General features: G+C 61.2%; 18 protein-coding genes. 7 read left to right on the forward strand and 11 right to left on the reverse strand.

Annotated features, from left to right (window positions below):
* Nucleotides 1–37: 37 nt before the first annotated feature.
* Nucleotides 38–910, forward strand: coding sequence for a 3-hydroxyisobutyrate dehydrogenase (mmsB, locus tag RA29_RS23845; RefSeq protein ID WP_039687913.1), 873 nt, complete (start codon nt 38–40; stop codon nt 908–910).
* A 3-nt stretch (nt 911–913) separates the two neighbouring features.
* Here mmsB and RA29_RS15755 read toward each other — a convergent pair whose 3' ends face one another.
* The 10 genes from RA29_RS15755 to RA29_RS15800 form a co-directional block, all read right to left on the reverse strand.
* Nucleotides 914–1,171 (reverse strand): hypothetical protein, encoded by a 258-nt coding sequence (locus RA29_RS15755; protein WP_039687468.1) that lies wholly within the window; start codon nt 1,169–1,171, stop codon nt 914–916.
* A 125-nt stretch (nt 1,172–1,296) separates the two neighbouring features.
* Nucleotides 1,297–2,010, reverse strand: a complete 714-nt coding sequence (locus RA29_RS22015) for a head GIN domain-containing protein (RefSeq protein ID WP_082029553.1) — start codon at nt 2,008–2,010, stop codon at nt 1,297–1,299.
* 72 nt (nt 2,011–2,082) lie between these two features.
* A complete protein-coding gene (uvrA, locus tag RA29_RS15765) occupies nt 2,083–4,965 on the reverse strand; it encodes an excinuclease ABC subunit UvrA (protein ID WP_039687470.1) in 2,883 nt (960 codons plus the stop codon).
* Between the two features lie 103 nt (nt 4,966–5,068).
* Nucleotides 5,069–6,220 (reverse strand): MFS transporter, encoded by a 1,152-nt coding sequence (locus RA29_RS15770; RefSeq protein WP_039687471.1) that lies wholly within the window; start codon nt 6,218–6,220, stop codon nt 5,069–5,071.
* 93 nt (nt 6,221–6,313) lie between these two features.
* On the reverse strand, nt 6,314–6,661 hold the full coding sequence (locus RA29_RS15775) for a hypothetical protein (protein WP_039687473.1): 348 nt from the start codon (nt 6,659–6,661) through the stop codon (nt 6,314–6,316).
* A gap of 127 nt (nt 6,662–6,788) precedes the next feature.
* Nucleotides 6,789–8,186, reverse strand: coding sequence for a dihydrolipoyl dehydrogenase (gene lpdA, locus RA29_RS15780; RefSeq protein ID WP_039687916.1), 1,398 nt, complete (start codon nt 8,184–8,186; stop codon nt 6,789–6,791).
* Nucleotides 8,187–8,348: 162 nt separating this feature from the next.
* Nucleotides 8,349–8,927, reverse strand: a complete 579-nt coding sequence (locus tag RA29_RS15785) for a DUF924 family protein (protein ID WP_039687475.1) — start codon at nt 8,925–8,927, stop codon at nt 8,349–8,351.
* A 90-nt stretch (nt 8,928–9,017) separates the two neighbouring features.
* The gene (locus RA29_RS15790; RefSeq protein WP_039687477.1) at nt 9,018–10,286 is read right to left on the reverse strand and encodes an MFS transporter; all 1,269 of its coding nucleotides are present in this window, start codon (nt 10,284–10,286) and stop codon (nt 9,018–9,020) included.
* A 95-nt stretch (nt 10,287–10,381) separates the two neighbouring features.
* Nucleotides 10,382–11,434: a tRNA preQ1(34) S-adenosylmethionine ribosyltransferase-isomerase QueA gene (gene queA / locus RA29_RS15795; RefSeq protein WP_039687479.1), complete on the reverse strand. Its 1,053-nt coding sequence runs from the start codon at nt 11,432–11,434 to the stop codon at nt 10,382–10,384.
* A gap of 21 nt (nt 11,435–11,455) precedes the next feature.
* Nucleotides 11,456–14,869, reverse strand: a complete 3,414-nt coding sequence (locus RA29_RS15800) for a hypothetical protein (RefSeq protein ID WP_152613032.1) — start codon at nt 14,867–14,869, stop codon at nt 11,456–11,458.
* 72 nt (nt 14,870–14,941) lie between these two features.
* On the opposite strand from RA29_RS15800, the gene bcp reads away from it, so the two are divergent.
* Nucleotides 14,942–15,403 (forward strand): thioredoxin-dependent thiol peroxidase, encoded by a 462-nt coding sequence (gene bcp, locus RA29_RS15805; RefSeq protein ID WP_039687481.1) that lies wholly within the window; start codon nt 14,942–14,944, stop codon nt 15,401–15,403.
* 497 nt (nt 15,404–15,900) lie between these two features.
* On the opposite strand, the gene RA29_RS15810 is transcribed toward bcp, so the two are convergent.
* The gene (locus tag RA29_RS15810) at nt 15,901–16,374 is read right to left on the reverse strand and encodes a YHS domain-containing (seleno)protein (RefSeq protein ID WP_039687483.1); all 474 of its coding nucleotides are present in this window, start codon (nt 16,372–16,374) and stop codon (nt 15,901–15,903) included.
* Between the two features lie 533 nt (nt 16,375–16,907).
* Here RA29_RS15810 and RA29_RS23270 point away from each other — a divergent pair.
* The 5 genes from RA29_RS23270 to RA29_RS15830 all read left to right on the forward strand — a co-directional run bounded on the left by RA29_RS23270 (nt 16,908) and on the right by RA29_RS15830 (nt 21,347).
* Entirely contained in the window at nt 16,908–17,051 is a 144-nt protein-coding gene (locus RA29_RS23270) for a hypothetical protein (RefSeq protein ID WP_193743542.1), read from the forward strand.
* Nucleotides 17,048–17,857 (forward strand): ferritin-like domain-containing protein, encoded by an 810-nt coding sequence (locus tag RA29_RS15815; RefSeq protein WP_039687485.1) that lies wholly within the window; start codon nt 17,048–17,050, stop codon nt 17,855–17,857. Before RA29_RS23270 ends, RA29_RS15815 begins: the two co-directional genes overlap by 4 nt.
* 183 nt (nt 17,858–18,040) lie before the next feature.
* Nucleotides 18,041–19,372 carry a M23 family metallopeptidase gene (locus RA29_RS15820; RefSeq protein WP_039687487.1) on the forward strand — a complete coding sequence of 444 codons (1,332 nt, stop codon included), beginning with the start codon at nt 18,041–18,043 and terminating at the stop codon, nt 19,370–19,372.
* Nucleotides 19,362–19,871 carry a polymer-forming cytoskeletal protein gene (locus tag RA29_RS15825; RefSeq protein ID WP_039687489.1) on the forward strand — a complete coding sequence of 170 codons (510 nt, stop codon included), beginning with the start codon at nt 19,362–19,364 and terminating at the stop codon, nt 19,869–19,871. Before RA29_RS15820 ends, RA29_RS15825 begins: the two co-directional genes overlap by 11 nt.
* 9 nt (nt 19,872–19,880) lie before the next feature.
* Complete coding sequence (locus RA29_RS15830; protein ID WP_039687491.1) at nt 19,881–21,347, forward strand: MFS transporter; 1,467 nt, start codon at nt 19,881–19,883, stop codon at nt 21,345–21,347.
* Nucleotides 21,348–21,441 lie beyond the last annotated feature (94 nt).

Here is a 21,441-nt window from a genome sequence, read left to right on the forward strand (position 1 = left end):
ACTGGGCAAAATGGCGCTTGAACTGGGAGGAACAGGCATGAAGATCGGATTTATCGGGCTGGGCAATATGGGTGCGCCCATGGCCGAAAACCTCGCCAAGGCGGGACATGAGGTGACGGGCTTTGACGTCGCTGGCACCTCTGCCGAAGGGGTCGCAGATGCGGACAGTGCGGCCGAGGCGGCGGCGGACAAGGACATCGTCATCACCATGCTACCTAACGGTGACATCCTGCGCGCCGTGGCAAATGACGTAGTCCCGGCGATGAAAGCGGGTGCAACCCTCATCGACTGCTCAACCGTCGATGTCGAAAGCGCCCGCGCCGTGGCGGCGCAGGCTGACGGGTCTGGCTTGGGCTGCGTTGACGCGCCTGTCTCAGGCGGGATCGGCGGCGCAGCGGGCGGCACGCTCACATTCATGGCAGGCGGCACCGATGCGGCCTTCAGCGCCGCCAAACCGCTCTTCGACATCATGGGCCAAAAGGCCGTGCATTGCGGCGACGCTGGCGCCGGTCAGGCGGCCAAGATCTGCAACAACATGATCCTCGGCGCCACAATGATCGCCACCTGCGAAGCCTTCGCTCTCGCTGACAAACTCGGGCTAGACCGGCAAAAAATGTTCGACGTGGTCAGCACATCCTCGGGCTATTCATGGACAATGAACGCCTACTGCCCTGCCCCCGGCGTCGGCCCGCAAAGCCCTGCCGACAACAACTACCAGCCGGGCTTCGCCGCGGAACTCATGCTCAAGGACCTCGGGCTCAGCCAGCAAGCGGCAGAGGCGGTGAACGCTGACACACCGATGGGCCAGCGCGCGCTCGAACTCTACCGCCAGTTCGTCGAGGAGGAAGGCGGAAAAGGCAGGGATTTCAGCGCCATGCTGCCCCGCTTCTCCGCCCGTGGACGCAATTGACGGCTACTTCCCGACTGTGATCAACAGCAAAACGCCAAACATCACGGGCACAAGTCCGACAGCGACGATTATCAGCGCAGGATAGCCCCACGTGGCAATCGCCAGTCCCCAGAGACTGACCAGCGCGAGCATCACGTAAAGAACACGCGCTTCAGTCCCGATCAGCGCAGGCGTGATCGTTTTGGCAACATCTTTAACGGCCTCAATTCCGCCCCACAGAAAGGATTTTTGCGGCGGCACGTGTGTGGTTGTCGAAGTCATCGAATGGGCTCTCCGTTCAGGTTTTGCCTGAGGTAAAAACCCACACCGCCCCATTGAATGCGGCATTCTGACCACAAGCGGAAAAAGGGTCAGACAGGTTGACGCAGGCACCTCAACGGCAGCGATCAGGTGTCCGGCAGGCTCACGTCCCCGCCCGAACTTATGGACACATCCGCATCCACCGGCGCGCCTTCGACATCAATGTCACCGCCACTCGATGCACGCGCGCGCAGCGTGCCGGTGATGTAGAGATCAATTTCCGACCCGCTGGACGCTTCGGCTTTCGCGTCCTTGCACTTCAGGTTTTCTGCATCAATGGACGAACCGCTAGAGGCTTCAGCCACAAGCGTGGTGCAGGTGCCACGTACATCCAGATCAGATCCAGAACTGGACCGGAGCATCACGCTCTCCACCTCAAGCCCATTCACATCAACATCGGCGCCACTGCTGGCTTTTGCATCAAAGGAACTGATGCCGGGAAAAGTGCCCGTCACCTCGACATTCACCCCGCTGCTTGCTGTGATCGACGTCAACGCCGGCATGGACACCGTCACCTCGTAACGGTCCGCCATGCCCATCAGGATCATGGACGAGTCACCCGTGCGCCAGATCTTAAGCGTGTCGCCATCCTGCTCCACGTGCAAGTGTCGCGCACGCGCTGTGCCCGACACATCGGAAACAACCCGGAACGCCTCTCCGGAATAGACATTAACCTTCACATGATTGGATGCGTCAATTTTTGAAAACCCGGACAGGTCATGCACAATTTCGCGCGCCGCCAAGGGGGACGCCAACAGCGCAGCGCTCAAGACCGACACCGTATAGCAAGGTCTCATCATCTTCACCCTCCCAACAAGATTGTAGGGGTGAGATGGCGATCCCGCGATTTACGTTCAACGCGATGCGCGGAATCACTCCGCCGCGACTTTGCGGGTCGCAAGCATCGGCTTGAGATAGCGACCGGTATGGCTTTCCGCGACCTCGGCCACGTCTTCTGGCGTACCTGTGGCAACGACCTGCCCCCCGCCATCGCCACCTTCCGGGCCAATGTCGATGATGTGATCGGCGGTTTTCACAACGTCGAGGTTATGTTCGATCACGACCACTGAATTGCCCTGATCCACCAATTCATGCAGTACTTCCAACAGCTTGCGCACGTCTTCGAAGTGCAGGCCCGTGGTGGGTTCGTCGAGGATATAGAGCGTCCGACCCGTCGACCGTTTCGACAGTTCCTTCGACAACTTCACCCGCTGCGCCTCGCCCCCGGACAAGGTCGTCGCCTGCTGGCCCACCTTGATATAGCCGAGACCCACCCGCATCAGCGCGTCCATCTTTTCGCGGATCGACGGCACCGCTTGGAAGAACTCCTGCGCGTCCTCAACTGTCATATCCAGCACATCGGCGATGGACTTGCCCTTGAACTTGATCTCAAGCGTTTCCCGGTTGTAGCGCGCGCCCTTGCAAGTCTCGCATTCAACATAGACGTCGGGTAGGAAGTGCATCTCGATTTTGATGACACCATCACCCTGGCACGCTTCGCAGCGCCCGCCCTTGACGTTGAAGCTGAAACGACCGGGCTTGTAGCCGCGCGCCTTGGCTTCGGGCAGGCCGGCAAACCAGTCACGGATCGGGGTGAAAGCGCCGGTATAGGTCGCCGGGTTGGACCTTGGCGTGCGCCCAATGGGCCGCTGGTCGATGTCGATGACCTTGTCCAGATGCTCCAGCCCCTTGATCGTTTCGCAGGGCGCAGGCGTCTGGCGCGCACCGTTCAGCTGCATGGAGGCGGTCTTGAACAGCGTCTCAATCGTCAGCGTGGACTTACCCCCACCGGACACGCCAGTTACGCAGACGAACTTGCCAAGCGGAAAGTCCACGGTCACGTTTTGCAAGTTGTTCCCGGTCGCCTTTACGACAGTCAGCTTCTTCTTGCCCTTTTTGCCCTTCCGCCGCGTGGCAGGCACCGCAATCTCTCGCTTGCCCGACAGATAGTCACCCGTGATCGACCCACTGGCAGCCAATTCCTGCGGCGTCCCCTTGGCTACAACCTCGCCGCCATGCACGCCCGCGCCCGGACCGATGTCGAACACATAATCGGCCTCGCGGATCGCCTCTTCGTCATGTTCAACCACAACAACCGTATTGCCCTGATCCCGCAAGTTCTTGAGCGTGCCGAGCAGCCGGTCATTGTCGCGCTGGTGCAACCCAATGGATGGCTCGTCCAGCACATACAGCACGCCAGTCAGTCCCGACCCAATTTGGGAGGCCAACCGGATGCGCTGGCTCTCACCACCACTTAATGTGCCACTTGAACGTGACATCGTAAGATACTCAAGACCCACGTTATTCAGGAACCCAAGACGCTCGCGGATTTCCTTCAGAATGGCGCGCGCAATCTCATTATTCTGGTCGCTCAGATGCTTCGGCACCTCCTGACACCAGGCATAGGCCTCGCGGATCGACATCTCGACCACCTGCCCCACATGGAGCAGATTGTCAGGATCATCGCGTGGCCCAATCTTCACCGCCAGCGCCTCGGGCCGCAGGCGATACCCGCCGCAATCGCCGCAAGGCCGGTTGTTCTGGTACCGCTCAAACTCCTCACGAATCCAGTTCGAATCCGTCTCGCGGTAGCGGCGTTCCATGTTGGGGATGACCCCTTCGAACACCCGCGTCACCTGATAGACACGCCCGCCCTCGTCATAGCGGAACGGGATTTCCTCATCGTGCGAGCCATACAGAAACACCTGCTGCACGTGTTTCGGCAGGTCCTTCCACTTCGTCTGCGGATCGAACTCGTAATGCTTCGCAATCGCCTCGATGGTCTGCAGGAAGTACGGCGACTTCCCCTTCCGCCACGGGGCCAAGGCCCCGTCATAAACCTTCAGGTTCTGATCCGGCACGACCAGCCGTTCATCAAAGAACAGCTCATGCCCCAACCCGTCACAGGACGGGCACGCGCCAAAAGGTGCGTTGAACGAAAAGAGACGCGGCTCGATCTCGGGGATCGTGAAGCCACTGACAGGACAAGCAAATTTCTCGGAGAAGGTCGTGCGCTCCGGCTCACCCTCACTCGGTGCCGTCTCTAGGATCGCAATCCCATCCGCCAGATCCAAAGCCGTGCGCAGCGAATCCGCCAGCCGCGTCTCAAGCCCCTCGCGCACCACGATCCGGTCCACCACCACGTCGATGTCATGGCGAAACTTCTTGTCCAGCGTCGGCGGCTCGTCCAGCTCGTAGAACGACCCGTCCACCTTCACCCGCTGGAAGCCCTGCTTGCGCAGCTCCAGAAATTCCTTGCGGTACTCGCCCTTCCGGTCCCGGATGATAGGCGCCAGCAGATAGGCGCGTGTCCCCTCCTCCATCGCCATGATGCGGTCGACCATATCCTGCACCTGCTGCGCCTCAATCGGCTTGCCAGTGGCGGGCGAATACGGCGTACCGACCCGGGCAAAGAGCAGACGCATATAGTCGTAGATTTCGGTGACAGTCCCGACGGTCGACCGGGGGTTCTTCGACGTCGTCTTCTGCTCAATCGAAATGGCGGGGCTGAGGCCGGAAATGTGATCCACATCCGGCTTCTGCATCATGTCGAGGAACTGCCGCGCATAGGCCGACAGCGATTCCACATAGCGGCGCTGCCCCTCGGCATAGATCGTGTCAAAGGCCAGGCTCGACTTGCCCGACCCGGAAAGGCCAGTGATCACAACCAGTTGGTCGCGCGGAATGTCCACGTCAATACTCTTGAGGTTATGCTCGCGCGCGCCGCGCACCTCGATATTCTTTTGCTCGGCCATGTCAGCCCCCCGGATTAACGATCTGTACATAGGTCAGATGACTTAAACAGCCAACGGAAAAATCAGAACAAGCCGTGAACATACCTCTTGCTGCCGCAACCTGTCAGGAGCGACGCGCCGCCATCCACGCGTGCGCCGCAATCCCGCACAAAAAGACGGCGATGCAGGTCCATACCAAGCCCGGAAACCCCGCCACGCTCAGCACCGCAAGCAAGGCAGGCGTGCCCAGCGTGTTGCCCAGATTGCCGGTCTGCGCCAGTCCGCCATAAGCCTGTGATTGATGCGCCGCGGTGTCGTTCAACTGCGGCACGGCGGCAAAACTCGCCCCCTGCACCAGCCCCAAGGCACCCGCCAGAGCCAAACAGGCGACGGGCAGGCCCGGCATCATCCACAGCCACAAAAGCGACGCGATGCACAGGGCAAAGCCGATCTGCACCAGCATCACGGCCGAGATGTGGCGCAGCATGTACACCCCGAATGTCAGCGACACGCCAATCGACACCAACGGCATGGCTCCAATCACCCAAGCCCGCCATTCCGGCGCAATATAGGGCGGCAGCACCGTCAGGATCGCAAGAAAACAGAACGTGTAGAACATCCACCCTGCCCCCGGTGCGGCGATCCGGGGCGAGGCGTAGATCGCCCCATGATCTCGCAGAATCCCTCCAAGCGTCAGCCGCCCCTCAGGCGGAACCTCAAGCGGGCGCAGGAACAGGCCCAGGATCACTGCAAAAACCACCAGCCAAATGGCGTGCGCCACAAAGAGCGCTGGCAATCCCATCGCATCAACCAATGGCAGGCCCAGCACAACAAGCAGTGTAAAGGCCACGGAAAAGAACGTACTCCACAGCGTCAGCGTAAATCCGCGATGCCGCTCGGCGCTCAATTGCGCGATCAGCGTAGGCGCGGCAACCACCATCGCCAGATGTGACACGCCTTCAAGCGCGCGGCTCACCAACATCCACGGCAGGCTTGGCAACGTTGCCTGAAACAGCGACAGCGCGGCCCCAACCCACAGCGCCCAAAGCATCGCGCGGCGATAGCGGATGCGGGCCACAACCAGCCCCGCAACGACGCCCAGTACGATGCCAACGAACCCGACCAACGAAACGATGAACCCCAGCGCCGCACCCGCATCAGGATACACTGCGGGAAGCTGATCAAAAATCACGGAAATCTTGGCGTATTGCCCTGCCGCACCAAGCCCCGCGCCCCAAAGGGCAAAGACAAGCGGGAATGATGTGCGGTCGGTCATGGCCAACCCGCTACGCCCGTTCGCGGGGACCCGCAAGGGCCGGTTCTGTGCATTAGTGACCTCGGGATTGCGCGCGACGCAATGCCTTCTGCGTCAACCCGCTGCTTCGAAAATCTGCACGCTTGTCACCACGCCGTTCGCGCCTGTGACACGCACCAGCACATAGCCAATGTATTGGGACCGAATGCGCTGCACCGTGTGATAGCTTGGGTCGTACTGGCATCGCCCTGCAATCATCGCTCGGCGCTCTGGTGTGGTAAAGAACGGGTCGACATTGTCCGCCATATCGCGCAGCCCGAACTTGTGCACATTGGCCCTGTCCTGCTGAATGATCCCGCAAACATCGTTCACCGGCACACCACGCGAATTGTAGGTGTCATGCGGGCTGAGCATTGCGTAATACTCGAACTGGAACTGTTGCGCTGAAGCCGGCAAAACCATCAGCCAAACCCCGACTAAGCCAACACAAACACGCCTGAAACAAAGCATCCCGTCCCCCAGAATCAAAAAAACCGATGGCTGCAGAGTAGCAACCATCGGTTTGCGTCCATACGGAAAAGCGGACGGTCTACATATGGATCACGCGATCATAGGCGTCCAGCACACTTTCATGCATCATTTCCGACAACGTCGGATGCGGGAACACGGTGTGCATCAGGTCTTCTTCCGTCGTCTCCAGGGCTTGTCCCACGACATAGCCCTGGATCAGCTCGGTCACTTCCGCGCCGATCATATGCGCACCCAGCAACTCGCCCGTTTTCTCATCAAAGATCGTCTTGATCATGCCCTCGGGCTCACCCAAAGCGATGGCCTTGCCGTTGCCGATGAACGGGAACTTGCCCACCTTGATTTTATAGCCTGCTTCCTTGGCCTTCGCCTCTGTCAGACCAACGCTGGCCACCTGCGGATGGCAATAGGTGCATCCGGCAATCGAGTTCGGCTTGATCGGATGCACGTCGTTCTTGCCTGCGATCAGCTCGGCCACCATGACGCCCTCGTGGGACGCTTTGTGTGCCAGCCAAGGCGCGCCCGCGATATCACCGATGGCAAAGATGCCCTCGACCCCGGTGCGACAATACTCGTCCGTCACAACATGGGTCCGGTCCACCTTCACGCCCAGCTTCTCAAGGTTCAACCCCTCGACATTGCCAACGATGCCCACAGCGGAAATGACAGTATCGAAGTCATGCTTCTCGACCTTACCACCCACCTCAATATGAGCGGCAACTTTGCCCTTGGCGCGATCGAGCTGCTTCACCATCGCCTTCTGCATGATCTTCATGCCCTGCTTTTCAAAGGCTTTCTTGGCAAAGGCGCTGATCTCAGCATCCTCGACCGGCAGCACTCGGTCCATAACCTCAACCACGGTCGTGTCCGCGCCCAGCGTATTGTAGAAGCTGGCGAATTCGATACCGATGGCGCCCGATCCGATCACCAGCAGCTTTTTCGGCATCCGCTTCGGCGTCAGCGCCGCCTTGTAGGTCCAGACCAACTCGCCATCCGCCTCAAGCCCCGGCAATTCACGCGCCCGCGCGCCGGTGGCGAGGATGATGTTCTTGGCCATCAGCTCTTCGGTGCCTTTGTCGGTCTTCACCGACACCTTGCCCTTGGACGGGATCGTGCCCTCGCCCATGATAACGGTCACCTTGTTCTTCTTCAGCAGGTGCTGCACGCCGCCGGACAACTGCCCCGCCACCTTGCGCGAGCGATCCACGACAGCGTCCAGATCATAGTCGATGCCATCCGCCTTCAGGCCAAACTCCTTGGCCCGGTGCATCAGGTGGAACACTTCCGACGACCGCAGCATCGCCTTGGTCGGGATACAGCCCCAGTTCAGGCAAATCCCGCCCAGGTGCTCACGCTCCACAACGCAGGTGCTCAAGCCCAATTGCGCGGCCCGGATGGCGGCCACATAGCCCCCGGGGCCAGAGCCGATGATCACCACATCAAAGGATTTCGCTGCCATATCAAGCTCCTCGCCAAGCACTGCGTCAAAACTAGTTTACCGTTAAACTATTTCTGAGCAATAAACTATTTCTGAGCAAGCCACAACGAAAGCCGAGCGCGACAAATCGACTGACGCAGGGTAAAGCCCTGCGCCAGCAACGTTTCAACGCTCAGAAAATTATCAGGCTGCCTCGGCGGCCTGTAATCCGCGCACCACCGCGCCATAGCCGCCCGCATCCAGATGCGCTTTCTCCGCCGCAGTGGTGGCGCGCCCCAACATGACGTTCCGATGCGGAAAACGACCAAAGCGGCGGATCACCTCGCGATGCGCGCGCGCATGAAGCAGGAACTCAGCATCATTCATCCGCTCACAGATCAGCCGCACCGCGCGGTCCTGATCACAGGCATTCTCCGAATGCTCCAGCGGCATGTAGAAGAACTGGCGTGCCGGGGGATCGATGCGCATGTCCCAGCCCTTGGCGATGGCCGACTTGGCAGCGGCGAGCGCCGCCTTGTCGGTAGAAAATGATGCCGCATTATCGCGGAACATGTTGCGCGGGAACTGGTCGGTCAGGATGATATAGGCCAGCGCGCCAGACGGATAGGTCAGCCAAAGCGCGAACTTACCCTCGGTCGCCGCCTTCCAGGTCGGGCCAAAACGGTCCCGTATCTCCTGGTCAAATGCGGGATCGGATTTGAACCAATCCTCCGGACCGCACTCGTCCAGCCAGAACCTCAATATATCGTCCGGACCCACCATGGCTTTTCTCTCCCTGCCCATGTCCTGCCAAAAAAGCGTTACACAGTTTACGTTGGGTCCCAAATCACGAAATACAACAGGTGCGACATATTACGCGGCCCGGTTGTCGTCTTCGCCCTCCAGGTCCGTCTCGATGGCGTATTCTTGGGCAATCTCCATCGCCACCGGGGTGGTCGTGGCCTGCGACATGACCACATACGCGCCCGTCTCATCCACAGGCACAGTGGCCCGCTGCGTCGTCCGATAGGCGGCATAAGCCACAAGCGCGGCAAAGAGCACACCGGTGAACATGTAGAACCCTGACGGCCCCACACTCTCCATCAACGCGCCCACAATCAGCGGGCCAAAAACAGCACCCAACCCGTTAATAAATACCAACCCGCCCGAGGCCGCCGCCATATCGTCGTGATCCAGAAAGTCGTTCGTGTGCGCCAGCAGCAGCGAATAGAGCGGGTTCGACATGCCCCCCACCACAAAGGCCGACACAAGCAGCATCGCAAAGTTGCCGCCCAGGATCAGCCCAATCACCGACCCCACCCCGCCAACAGCAGCCACGATCAGGATCAGCACACGGCGGTCCATCCGATCCGAAATCCACCCGATGGGATATTGCAGCACCACCGCCCCGATAAAAAAGGTCGATACAAAGGCCGAGATTTGCGCCACACTCAGCCCCGCTGCCGTACCATAAACCGCCGCCATCCCAAACTGCGCGGCAAAGACACCACCCAGCAGGAACATGCCCACACAGCCCAGCGGCGAATAGCCGACCAGCTCGCGCAGCGTCATCGGCTTTGTCGTGTCAAAGGCGGGCACCGGGCTGATGGACAGCAGAATGGGCGTGATCGCCAGCGACACCAGCACTGAAGGAATAACAAACAGGATAAAGCCCGACGGATCAGCGGTCAGCAGCAGGTACTGGCTGATCACGATGCCCGTCGTCTGCACGATCATGTAAAGCGATAGCGCCTTGCCCCGGTTCGAGTTGTCAGCGGCATCGTTCAGCCAGCTCTCGGCCGTCACGTACACCGCAGAAAAGCAAAACCCGATCACGACCCGCCCCACGGTCCAGGCCCAAGGATCGGCAAAGGTTGGGTACAGGATCATCACGGCCGAGATCAACGAAGCCAAGGCCGCAAACACCCGCACATGCCCCACCCGCTGGATCATCCGCGGTGCCATGCGGCTGCCGCCAAGAAAGCCAAGGAAATAGGCCGACATCACAATCGACATCTCGGCGGTCGAGAACCCCTCAATTTCGCCCCGGATGCCCAGCAGCGTGCCCTGCATCCCGTTGCCAACCATCAACAGACCCATGCCAAACAAAAGCGCCCATGCGCTTGTCAGTACCTGGAACATCTCGCCAAACTCCTCGGAGGGGTGGGTTCATAATTCGCCCGTCTCAGGGGCCCCTGTCGCAGATATGTGCGACGTTCAAATGTCGGTTTCCGGTGTCACGTTTGCGGCAACAAAAGCGACGCATCACCGTAAGAGAAAAAGCGGTACTGGGATCGAACCGCGTGGTCGTAAATCGCCTTGATCCGGTCCTGCCCCATCAGCGCAGATACCAGCATCATCAGCGTCGACTTGGGTAGGTGAAAATTGGTCATCAGCCCGTCTGCCACGCGAAAGGTGAAACCGGGATAAATGAAAATGTCCGTCTCGCCCTCCCACGGGGCAATCCCGCCGTCGCGGGCCATCGTCTCGATCAGCCGCAGCGCGGTCGTCCCAACAGGAATCACCCGATTGCCGCGCGCCTTGGCCTCGGCAATATGCGTCGCTGCCTGTTCCGACACCTGCCCCCATTCGGCGTGCATCTTGTGCTGGGTGACATCATCGACCTTCACCGGCAAGAACGTCCCCGCCCCAACATGCAGGGTGACATAGGTGGTCTGAACACCCCGTTCCGCCAGCGCCGCCATCAGCGCCTCGTCAAAATGCAGCGACGCCGTAGGGGCAGCAACAGCACCCGAATTCCTGGCCCAGATCGTCTGGTAGTCGGTCTTGTCCTTGTCATCAGCGGCACGCTTTGCAGCGATATAGGGGGGCAGCGGCATCGCGCCCGCCTCGGCCAATGCGGCATCGAAATCATCGCCTGTCAGGTTGAACCGCAAATGCCCCTGCCCGTCAGCACTGCCCTCCAGCGTCGCTGACAAGTCATCGGAAAACCGCACAACCTCGCCCGGCTTCACCTTCTTCAAGGGCTTCACCAGCGCCGACCACGCGCCATCGGCGCGCGGCTCCAACAACGTTACCTCGATCCGGGCTTCGGTCAGACCCTGCGCACTTTCCCGCGCCCGTGTGCCGAACAGCCGCGCCGGGATCACCCGCGTGTCATTCAACACCAGCAGATCACCGGGGCGCAGCCAGGTCACAAGGTCCGTCACCCGCTGGTCATGGATCGCATCGCCGTCCGCCACCAACAGCCGTGCGGACGAGCGGGGCGAGGCTGGCCGCGTCGCGATCAGCGCTTCGGGCAGGTCGAAATCAAAGTCATCGAGTTTCATGCGCGCCCTCTATCCGCGCGCTCAGCGTTCATCAATACGTTGCTGACGTTCCTGCCGCCGCCGCTCTGCGTCACTTGGCCCGGGGTCCACGGGTGCAAAGGCTTCGGGCACGACCGGCGCAGGGGTTTCCCCCTCAACCCGTGGCAAATCGGGCGGTGGCGCTCGGAAAATCTCTCGAAACAGACCGGGCGTCAGCGCCGACAGCGGGTTCACCTGCACACGCGGATCTGCCGCCGGACCGCTCAGGGTATAGTTGAACCCGATCAGCCCCTCGCCTCTTCGGGTAAAGATGCTGCCGATCCCGTTGATCAGAAACAGGGGCGAGATCACGCCCTGCATGTTCAACCGCCCGCCCGCAACGTCATACACCCCGTCCATCGACAGCCCCATGGACGGCCCGGTGGCACTTGCCTGCGTCAGTGTCATGGTCGATGGGGTCAGGCGGAACGATGCGTTCACGTCGCGAAAATGGATGCCGCTGCCGCCCATCTGTTCCAGCAGTCCAACGACGCTCAACGCATTCAGAAGGGCCGCAATTGCCGGCGCATCCTGAACGCGGGTCTCCTGCACAGTCAATGTGCCGTCAAAGCCCGCCGCACCCACGGGCAACAGGGTCAGATCCAGCGTACCCCCGCGCGCTTGCCTGAGGATACGCGCCGACGCAGCAACACCGCCCGCATCGCTGGATGTGATGCGAATGGCGCTGCGCCCGTTCTGCGGCAGCACCTGCCCGCGAATGGGCGTGCCCCCGTTCACCCGCGCGGCAAAGGTGCCGTCCAGCCCGTTTGCCATGTTGAACTCACCCGACACGCCGATCAGCGCGATGGTGTCTGTGATCTGCAACCTGTCGAGGGTCAGGCTCAGCGGTCCGCCGCCCTGCTGCCCGCCGCTGCCCGCGCCCGAGCCACCAAAGTCGGCCTGGCGCAGATCAAGCGTCCCGCCCCGCACCACGACCGCAGGCGGCACGCCCCGGCCACGGCCTACCAGATCGACGGGGCCGTTCAGCCAGTTGCCCACGCGCACCGAACTGAAACTGGCGCGCTCCAGCCCCGCGCCCGGCGTTGCGGTAATGGCGCCCTCGGCCTGCAACCCTGGCGCATCCAGCACCAGCCGGTCCACGCGCGGCGCTGCGCCCAACGCGCCGGTCAGCGAAAGCGAGGCCGGTGTGCCCGCAGGCTTCGACCACCCCAACGGCGGCGACGACAGACGCACACCGCGCAGATTGGTGGACAACGCAAAGGACGGCACGCCACCACCCGCCGGCAACTCAATCTCGATATTCCCGCTGCCGCGTCCCGACACCAGACCCGCGGGCAGGCCCAGATCAAAGGCATCAATGGTGCGCTCGGACAGCTCAATCGTGCCACTGACGGTGCTTGGCTGCGGCCCCTGTCCCAAGGGCTGAGACCACGTCACGTCAAATGGCACACCATCCAAAGTGCCCGGCCCCGACACCGAAACCCCGCTTTGCGAGGCGACAACCTGCAACCGGTCCGACGCCAACCGCCGCCCCTCGATCAAGGCCGTGCTCAGCACATCGCGCGCCGTGCCAGTCGCGTCATATTGCACGTCGCGCGGCGTCAGCCCCTTTTTCATGGAAAAGGCCAGCGTCCCCTGCGCCGCCATCCGCCCGTCCGCAACAGTGGGCGACAGCCCCGCCCGCTCCATCACATTCAGGGGCGGCATGTCCAGCAGCGACAGCCCCGCCGTCACAGTCCCATCCGTTTCCAGCCGGACAATGGCGGGCACCTCCTCGCGCGCGCGGACGTCCGGAATGATAAAGGAAGACCCGCTGACATCAATCCGCCCCCCCTGCGGCGCTGGCACGTGCCCCTGATCGACCGACACCACGAACCGGCCATCCAACAGACTTGCACTGCCGCGGGCCTGCTCTACCGGGGGCAAGGTTTTAAGATACCGGACCTTCGCGTCCTCATAGGCAAAGCTCGTATAGGCCACGACAGGACCGCCGGGCGTGTCGCGCAGGGCCAGATCAAGGTCGCGCAACGCACCGTCCAGCAGGTTCTCCAGCACCCACGTGCGGGCCTTCGGCGCATAACGGTCCGGCCACAACTCCAGCAGACGCTCGGGCATCATGCCCGCCATCTGCGCGTCCAGCTCATAGCGCCACCCGTCCGGGTCCGCCATCAACGCGCCACGGGCGATCAGGTCCTGCCCCTTGTCCTGAAACAGCGCCTGCCCAATATCCAGCCGAAACGGATTCAGCCGCAGCCGGAAATCCGCCTGCGCCGCCTCCATCCGGATCGGCTCGGGATACAGATCATCGGGATTGGCGCTCAGGGACGTAGCGCGAAACTGGCCCACCAGATCATCCAGACCACCACGATCATCAATGCCCAGCACCGCCTGCCCGTCGATCTGCGCGGTGATCCAAGCGCTGTCGACGGACAACTCGTCAAACACGATGACGGTGCCCTCAGGATCATAGCTGAAATAGCTGCGGGCCGACCGGAAAGGCACAGGCCGGGTCGCATCAGTCGGCTGAATGACGCCCTCACCAATGTTCAAGGCCACATTGATCGGGGCCAGCGTGCCATCGACACCAAAGACACCGCGCACCGCGCCGGAAATGGGCGCGCGCAACACGTCCAACCACTCAAAGGCCGGAGCCAGAACGGCGATGTCACCGGCATCCACGTCATCGACCAACACACCAAATGTCGCGGCAGAGGCACCCACGCGGCTCTCGTAGTTCGCCTCCAGTGTGGCCACCCCCTGCCCGCCGCTCAACAAGGCCAGGTCAGAGGTCACGCGCACGACATCTCCAACACGGGTCAGACGCATCCGCCCGCCATCAACAGTCCACGCCCGTGCGGACCGCACGTCCTCCACCTCAAGGGTTAGGGCCTGCACATCGGCAACAGTCAGGGCGGCAAGACCCGGGATCGACACAAGGTCGTCGACACCCTCAATCAGCTTGGCAAAGGTGTCAGCCTGCCGCGACGGCGCGCCCAGATCCAGACCACCCGACAGGATGACAGACCCATCCACCTCGCGGCGCAGCTTGGCAAAAACGCCCGTCACACCAATCTCTGTCGGGCGAAACTTCCCCTGCACCAGATCGGTCAGGGACAAGCCGATCCGCATCTCGGAAAACCCGACAATCTCGACACCGGCGTCGTTCAAAACCTGCACATTGGTCATGCGCACGCGCGGCTTGGTGCTCTCCTCGACCACCAGATCCAGCGCATCAAAACGCAGGGACGCAGCCCCAAGCGCTTCGCCCGCGCGCAACTCGATCCGGTCGCGCAGCCAATCCGGAGCCACAACAGGCCGTCCGATCAACACATAAATCGCCGCCCCCATAACAGCCGCGAACATCAGGCTCAGCAACATGCTGCCGAACCCAAGGCGGCGCCACAGGCTCTTTTTCCGCTCGGATGGCGGATCGGTTGAGGGGTCGGCACTGCTCATGTCTTTATTCTTGTCCGCTCAGCCCTATCATGCCAGTCACATCTTTCCCATGAGTAACGAAAAGGCCAAAACATGCTCGACATCGCCTCGCCCGCTCCTGATTTCACGCTGCCCGACGCGGACGGCAATGACGTGACGCTCTCGGCGCTGCAAGGGGAACCGGTCGTGCTGTACTTCTATCCGCGCGACGACACGCCTGGCTGCACCAAGGAAGCCATCGCCTTCTCCGAAAACCTGGCCGAGTTCGAAGCGGCAGGCGCCAAGATCTTCGGCATCTCCAAGGACAGCGTCGCCAGCCACGCAAAGTTCGCCAAGAAACGTGACCTCACCGTGGGTCTTCTGTCCGACGAAAACGGGTCGGTCTGCGAAGACTACGGCGTGTGGAAGGAAAAGAACATGTACGGTAAGAAGTACATGGGCATCGAACGCACCACCTATTTGATCGATGCGGCAGGCAATGTCGCCATGACATGGCCCAAGGTCAAAGTGCCCGGCCATGCCGAGGCTGTGCTGGCGGCTGTGAAGGCGCTGTGATCCGAAGGGGGCCTGCCGATAGGTTCCTAAGTATCGGCAGGCCCTTTCGCGTAGAAGGGTGCTTTAGAACGTGGCGTATCAGCCGGACACCAAATGAGTACAGCGCTCGTCCTGAAACAAACGCGCCCTTATTGCAAACGCAAAGCCCCTCTTGTCACATACAGCCCGTGAAGGCAGGTTAACGGAAACCTAACACCGAATGGCGCGCCACGATTTTCGGGTTTTTTAAATGTCGGCAGTGCGGGACCAAGCTGCCTTTCGGTGACATTGGAACGTTAGCCAACGCCAACCACCCGATGCCGACCTTGGGTTTTCGGCTGACACTTCGGTTCAGTGGAGTTGCCGTAACTAAAGCTAACGTTGCTGCAATGGTTGTTTTCAGGACACATTCAACCTGAAAACGATACTGACCACTTTTCACTTATGTATTTGCCGTGCACCGCATTTTGCATGGGAGCGCAAATTATTCGCGCTCCCAAAAGGCTAAAACCGTATCGTTAAAGCTCCGCGGCAGGCTTGCTTTCAATTTTGGTCCATTTCGACTCTGCCGTGTCGATTGTGCCGACCTTGTCTTTCTTGAACAGTTTGTGGGCGCCGTCAGACGAATTCAGGTAAAGCGTTCCGTCGACGATCGCGAAGAGCTCGGGTTGGGTGGCGATTTTCTTGCCTTTGCTCGTACCCACGGTACACCAACCGCCAAATGCCGGCGCGAACTTTGCCGGTTCCGCTTTGAAGGCTTTCTTGTTTGCTTCTGACGAGAATTTGTAAACCGCACCTTCGTGCTCATACTTCCAGTCGGCACTGCCTTTCACCGGCTTCCCGTCTGTGTGGTAGGCCACGGGATCATACCCATTGATCGCAATCCCTTTGTCAGCGTCCGAGATAAACACTTCATCCGCTGCAAAGGCGCCGCTTGCCGCGAAAACGGTCGCGAAGAGTGCCGCAGGTCCCACTTTTTTCAGAAAAGTCATAGTCTTCCTCCAGTTGGTATCGGTCGGTTTGGTTCGGGTTGGCCCAATCAAAATGCAAATTGGTGATCTGACGGGCTCAATTCAAAATTGGGTTTTCGCAATCGTTCTCAAGTCTCTGCCAATCACGTCGACTTAACAGATTGAGCAGCTTTAGTTGATCAGTCCCGATGCGAAGCTGCTTTGATTTAAAAGAGAAATATGGAGCGCTCTCGCTGCCTCACGCGAGGTCTCCTGGACCTTTTCACTGCACATAAAAACTTCGTTTGTTTGCGTGACCAAGAATGTCTCAATCTTGGAAGGTTCCGCCTCAATCTAGGCGGCGGCATTGGCAAAAATGTGCTCCAACTCGCCATCCACTGGAAGCACGCCAGTGCAACACCAAACAACGCGCAGGCCCCATGGCGCAACCCGACAATGCTCACCGCCTCCCACACATTGGTCATCCAAGTTAACACAGCCCCAAAAATGGCATGCCAGAACCAGCCTGACCCGGACCGCAACGCGACGCCCCCCTTGTAGGGAACCGACGATCCATGGATACCTTTGATCCGTCGACGCACATCTCAAACGCGATGAGCGGCGCGCCGCTGACGGAATTGCCGGGATCAGGACATATGCCACACCGCGAATACACCTCCGCAAAGTCTCGGGCCAATCTGCCCATACTCGCCTCATGATACCCCTCGCCCAAATGGCCGAGGCGGTGCTGCGTACTGCTGACGGTCGGGAAAAGACGGCCCTCTCGCGCAAGCTCGCCGCCGAATGGAAAGCCGCCCGCGCCGACAGCCAGACGCCCGACATCGGCAGCGCAAACCCACCGCTCCACCCTGCGCGCCCCGCCAAGCCCGAACTGCTCAGCCCCCGCGACGTGCCACGCCGCCGCCCCGGCAGCCCCGAAGGGCGCATCGCCCTGCTGCACGCCGTCGCCCATATCGAACTGAACGCCGTCGACCTGCACTGGGACATCATCGCCCGCTTCACCCACGTGCCCATGCCCATGGGCTTCTACGACGACTGGGTCAAAGCGGCGGACGAAGAGTCGAAGCACTTCAACCTTATGTGCGACTGCCTCGAAGAGCTGGGCAGCCACTACGGTGCCCTGCCCGCCCACGCGGGCATGTGGCGCGCCGCCGAAGACACGGCAACCGATTTCATGGGCCGCCTCGCTGTCGTCCCCATGGTGCTCGAAGCGCGCGGGCTCGATGTCACCCCCGGCATGATCGAAGTGTTCCGCAAGGCCAAACTCGAAAGCGCCGTCGCTGCACTCGAAACAATCTACAGCGAAGAGGTCGCCCATGTCGCCTACGGCTCAAAATGGTTCCACTTCCTTTGCGGCCGCGACAACCTCGACCCCAAAGACGCTTTTCACGATCTGGTTCAACGCTACTTCCACAGCCCCCTCAAGCCCCCCTTTAACGAGGAGAAGCGTGCCGAGGCTGGGCTGCCTCCGGACTTCTACTGGCCCCTCGCCGTCGCCGACTGACCAGACACACCCGTATGTCATTATGGGCGGTTTTTCGCCAATCTGACACATTTCGGCACCGCTTTTTGCCGGATCGCGACGTCAGACTTGCCGCCAAAGCGGTGTGACTTTATGCACAGGCGTTAAGGTGTCGTGTTTGGGGATATTGACGCCGGGACTGGGATGGGACAAGGGACGAGGATTTTGCGGACACGCCTCGCGATCAAATGGCACGGCCTACTGGAACGTTATTTCCCGGAGCGGCGCGTGTTTCTGAAATCGGACAATGACACCCGATTCATCCGCCTCCGACCCGGCACCCAACTGATCGCATTTACGGGCAGCTCCTTCCTCGTGGCCTGGGCCATCATCGCCACCGCTATCCTGCTCATGGACAGCATCGGAGCGGGCAATTTCCGCGAACAGGCCAAGCGTGATCAACGTACATACCAGGCACGACTGAACGATCTTGCAGGCCAGCGCGACGCTCGCGCAGAGGAAGCGCTCGCCGCCCAAAACCGCTTTAACGCCGCCCTCGAACAGATCTCGGTCATGCAATCGGAACTCCTCGCATCCGAGACGCGCCGCCGCGAACTTGAGACCGGGATCGAAGTGATCCAGTCCACGCTGCGCGGCACGATGAAAGACCGCGAAGCCGCACGCACCCAGCTGGCAGAGCTTCAGGAACAGGTCGAAACCGGTGGGGCGGGCACGGCGCTGGCCGCAAATTCTGGTGGGGCACCCATAGATTTTGTAGCCCAGGCGCTCGCCAAAACCGCCGCCGAACGGGACCAGATCGAAAAGGACGCGCAGGACGCCCTGCTCGCCGCCGACGAGATGGCCACCGAGATTGCGCTCATGAAAGAGCAGAACGACCAGATCTTCCGCCAGCTCGAAGAGGCGATGACCGTCTCCGTCGCACCGCTGGACAAGATGTTCCGCGCCGCAGGCATGCCGACCGACCAGATCATCGAAGAGGTGCGGCGCGGCTACTCCGGCCAGGGTGGCCCGCTCACACCCCTGTCGTTCTCGACCCGCGGGGAAGAGCCCAGCCCCGACACACGCCGCGCCAACCGTCTGCTGAACCAGATGGACACGCTCAACCTCTACCGGATCGCTGCGGAAAAGGCGCCGTTTGCGACACCGGTCAAGGACTCCTTCCGCTTCACATCCGGCTTCGGCTTCCGCCGCGACCCCAAAACCGGCGGACGGCGGATGCACAACGGCGTCGATTTCGCCGCCGCGAACGGCACACCGCTTTACGCCACAGCCGACGGCGTCGTCACCCATGCAGGCTGGCAATCGGGCTACGGGCGACTTGTCAAAATTCAACATGAATTCGGGATTGAAACCCGCTACGCGCATCTCTCACGGCTTCGTGTGAAAGTTGGTCAAAAGGTCTCGCGCGGGGACCGGATAGGTGATATGGGAGCGTCCGGACGGGTCACTGGCGTGCATCTGCACTACGAAGTCCGCGTCGGCGGAAAAGCCGTCAACCCGATGATCTATATCAAGGCAGCCAACGATGTTTTCTAAGAGCAAAATCAACGAACCTGGCCCCAGTTCCGATGCGGCCAAACCCGCGGCACCGGCCGCCCCTGCCCCCGCAGCGCCCAAGCCGCAAAGCGAATTCAAGGCCAGCGCGCCCAAGGCGAAACCACCCGCCTCGCTGCTGTCGGCTGATCTGCACATCACCGGCAACATGAAAACCACCGGCGACATCCAGGTCGAAGGCACGGTCGAAGGCGACATTCGCGCCCACCTGCTGACCATCGGTGAAAGCGCCACGATCAAGGGCGAAGTCGTCGCAGACGATGTCGTGATCAACGGCCGCATCGTGGGCCGCGTGCGTGGCCTTAAAGTGCGCCTGACGTCGACAGCCCGTGTCGAAGGCGACATCATCCACAAGACCATCGCCATCGAGTCCGGTGCCCATTTCGAAGGCTCCGTGCAGCGTCAGGACGATCCGCTGAACGCCGGTGGCAACAAGCCCAAGCCGCAGCAACCGGCCCCCGCGCCTCAGCAAAACGGCTAAATTCTATACATGACAGATCAACGGGCGCCCCAGACCACTGCGGCGCCCGTTTTTCATGCGGGCTTCTGCGCGGAACGCAGCCGTCCCTACATCCTTGCCGCCGCTGTTCTCGCCACATCCATCGGATTGATAGACGGCCATGTTGTCGCCATCGCCTTGCCCGCCATGCGCGACAGTCTGGGCGCCGATCTGATGCAGGCGCAGTGGATTCACAACGCCTACATGCTCACCCTCTCGGCCGTTATCCTTGTGGGCGGGGCCATGGGCGACCGCTTCGGACTGGGCCGCGTCTTCGGCCTCGGCATCATACTCTTTGTCGTGGCCTCCATCTTCTGCGCCATTGCACCAAGCCCATGGTTCATGATCATCGCACGCGCGGTGCAGGGGATCGGGGCCGCCATCATGGTACCCGGTTCACTGGCGCTGATCGCCCGCGCCTACCCTAGGGACAGCCGGGGGCGCGCCATCGGTATCTGGGCCGCTGCCTCTGCGCTGACGACCGCAGCCGGACCCATTATCGGCGGGCTTGCCCTGACCATCGGCGGCCCCGAGATGTGGCGCTGGATTTTCGCGATCAACCTGCCGCTTGGCGGCGTCGCGCTCTACTTGCTCTGGCAGCATCTGGCCGAGGACCCGAAAAGGGACGAGGCCAACGTGGACATCAGCGGTGCCCTCACCGCCACCCTCGCCCTTCTCGCCATCGCCTGGGGCCTCACCTCGCTCGACCACGGCGGCAACGCCACACTCTGGCTCGCGGGTGGAGCCATGATGCTGCTGGTCTTCATCTGGACCCAAAGCCGCAGCACGCATCCCATGATGCCGCTCACGCTCTTTGCGTCCCGCCCATTCTCCGCTGCCAACGCGCTAAGCTTCACGCTCTATTCCGCGCTCTCGATCATGTTCTTCTTCATGCCCATGACCTTCATCACAGGCTGGGGCCTGAGCGAGATTGAAGCGTCCGCCGCCTTCGCACCGATGTCGATCTTCATATCTTTGCTCTCGGCCCGCGCGGGCAAACTCGCCGACCGCATCGGCCCCGCCCCACTGCTCATGGGCGGCTCGCTCGTCGTGGCCATGGGCTACGCCACCATGGCCCTCCTCGCGCCCGCGCAGAATTTCTGGGGCCACATCCTGCCTGCCATGTGCCTCGTCGGTCTCGGCATGGCCGCCGTTGCAGCACCGCTTTCTACCGCAGTAATGGCCGCCGTACATGAGACACAGTCCGGCATCGCGTCAGGCATCAACAACGCGGTAACCCGCATGGCCAGTCTGATCTCCGTCGCCGCCGTGGGCGGCATCATTGCGGCCCTCTATGCGGGCGCAGGCGGCACGGCGAGCTTCGGCGTAGCAAGCGATACGGCAGGCCACACCGCCGCCATGACAGCAGCCTTTTCGGGGCTCGCCTGGATCGCTACTACGCTCGCCCTGATCAGCGCCGCCTTGGGCTGGCTGACACGCAGCGTAACCAAACCTTAACCTTCGTAAATTTCCAGGTAAGGTGAGCGTCGTTGCGCAACCACCTGTCTTCGCAACAAAAAAGGGCGCGAAAATCCCGCGCCCCTCCAATTTG

This window comes from Tateyamaria sp. ANG-S1, from assembly GCF_000814025.1.
Taxonomy (GTDB): Bacteria; Pseudomonadota; Alphaproteobacteria; order Rhodobacterales; family Rhodobacteraceae; genus Tateyamaria.

Coding starts and splice junctions, on each gene's coding strand:
- RA29_RS15785 (WP_039687475.1), bottom strand. CDS start 8,927: ATGGTGGGTCCGGACGATATATTGAGGTTCTGGCTGGACGAGTGCGGT.
- RA29_RS15790 (WP_039687477.1), bottom strand. CDS start 10,286: ATGTTCCAGGTACTGACAAGCGCATGGGCGCTTTTGTTTGGCATGGGT.
- RA29_RS15755 (WP_039687468.1), bottom strand. CDS start 1,171: ATGACTTCGACAACCACACACGTGCCGCCGCAAAAATCCTTTCTGTGG.
- mmsB (WP_039687913.1), top strand. CDS start 38: ATGAAGATCGGATTTATCGGGCTGGGCAATATGGGTGCGCCCATGGCC.
- queA (WP_039687479.1), bottom strand. CDS start 11,434: ATGAAACTCGATGACTTTGATTTCGACCTGCCCGAAGCGCTGATCGCG.
- RA29_RS15800 (WP_152613032.1), bottom strand. CDS start 14,869: ATGAGCAGTGCCGACCCCTCAACCGATCCGCCATCCGAGCGGAAAAAG.
- RA29_RS15825 (WP_039687489.1), top strand. CDS start 19,362: ATGTTTTCTAAGAGCAAAATCAACGAACCTGGCCCCAGTTCCGATGCG.
- RA29_RS15830 (WP_039687491.1), top strand. CDS start 19,881: ATGACAGATCAACGGGCGCCCCAGACCACTGCGGCGCCCGTTTTTCAT.
- RA29_RS15810 (WP_039687483.1), bottom strand. CDS start 16,374: ATGACTTTTCTGAAAAAAGTGGGACCTGCGGCACTCTTCGCGACCGTT.
- RA29_RS15815 (WP_039687485.1), top strand. CDS start 17,048: ATGATACCCCTCGCCCAAATGGCCGAGGCGGTGCTGCGTACTGCTGAC.
- RA29_RS22015 (WP_082029553.1), bottom strand. CDS start 2,010: ATGATGAGACCTTGCTATACGGTGTCGGTCTTGAGCGCTGCGCTGTTG.
- RA29_RS23270 (WP_193743542.1), top strand. CDS start 16,908: ATGGATACCTTTGATCCGTCGACGCACATCTCAAACGCGATGAGCGGC.
- uvrA (WP_039687470.1), bottom strand. CDS start 4,965: ATGGCCGAGCAAAAGAATATCGAGGTGCGCGGCGCGCGCGAGCATAAC.
- RA29_RS15775 (WP_039687473.1), bottom strand. CDS start 6,661: ATGGTTTTGCCGGCTTCAGCGCAACAGTTCCAGTTCGAGTATTACGCA.
- RA29_RS15770 (WP_039687471.1), bottom strand. CDS start 6,220: ATGACCGACCGCACATCATTCCCGCTTGTCTTTGCCCTTTGGGGCGCG.
- lpdA (WP_039687916.1), bottom strand. CDS start 8,186: ATGGCAGCGAAATCCTTTGATGTGGTGATCATCGGCTCTGGCCCCGGG.
- bcp (WP_039687481.1), top strand. CDS start 14,942: ATGCTCGACATCGCCTCGCCCGCTCCTGATTTCACGCTGCCCGACGCG.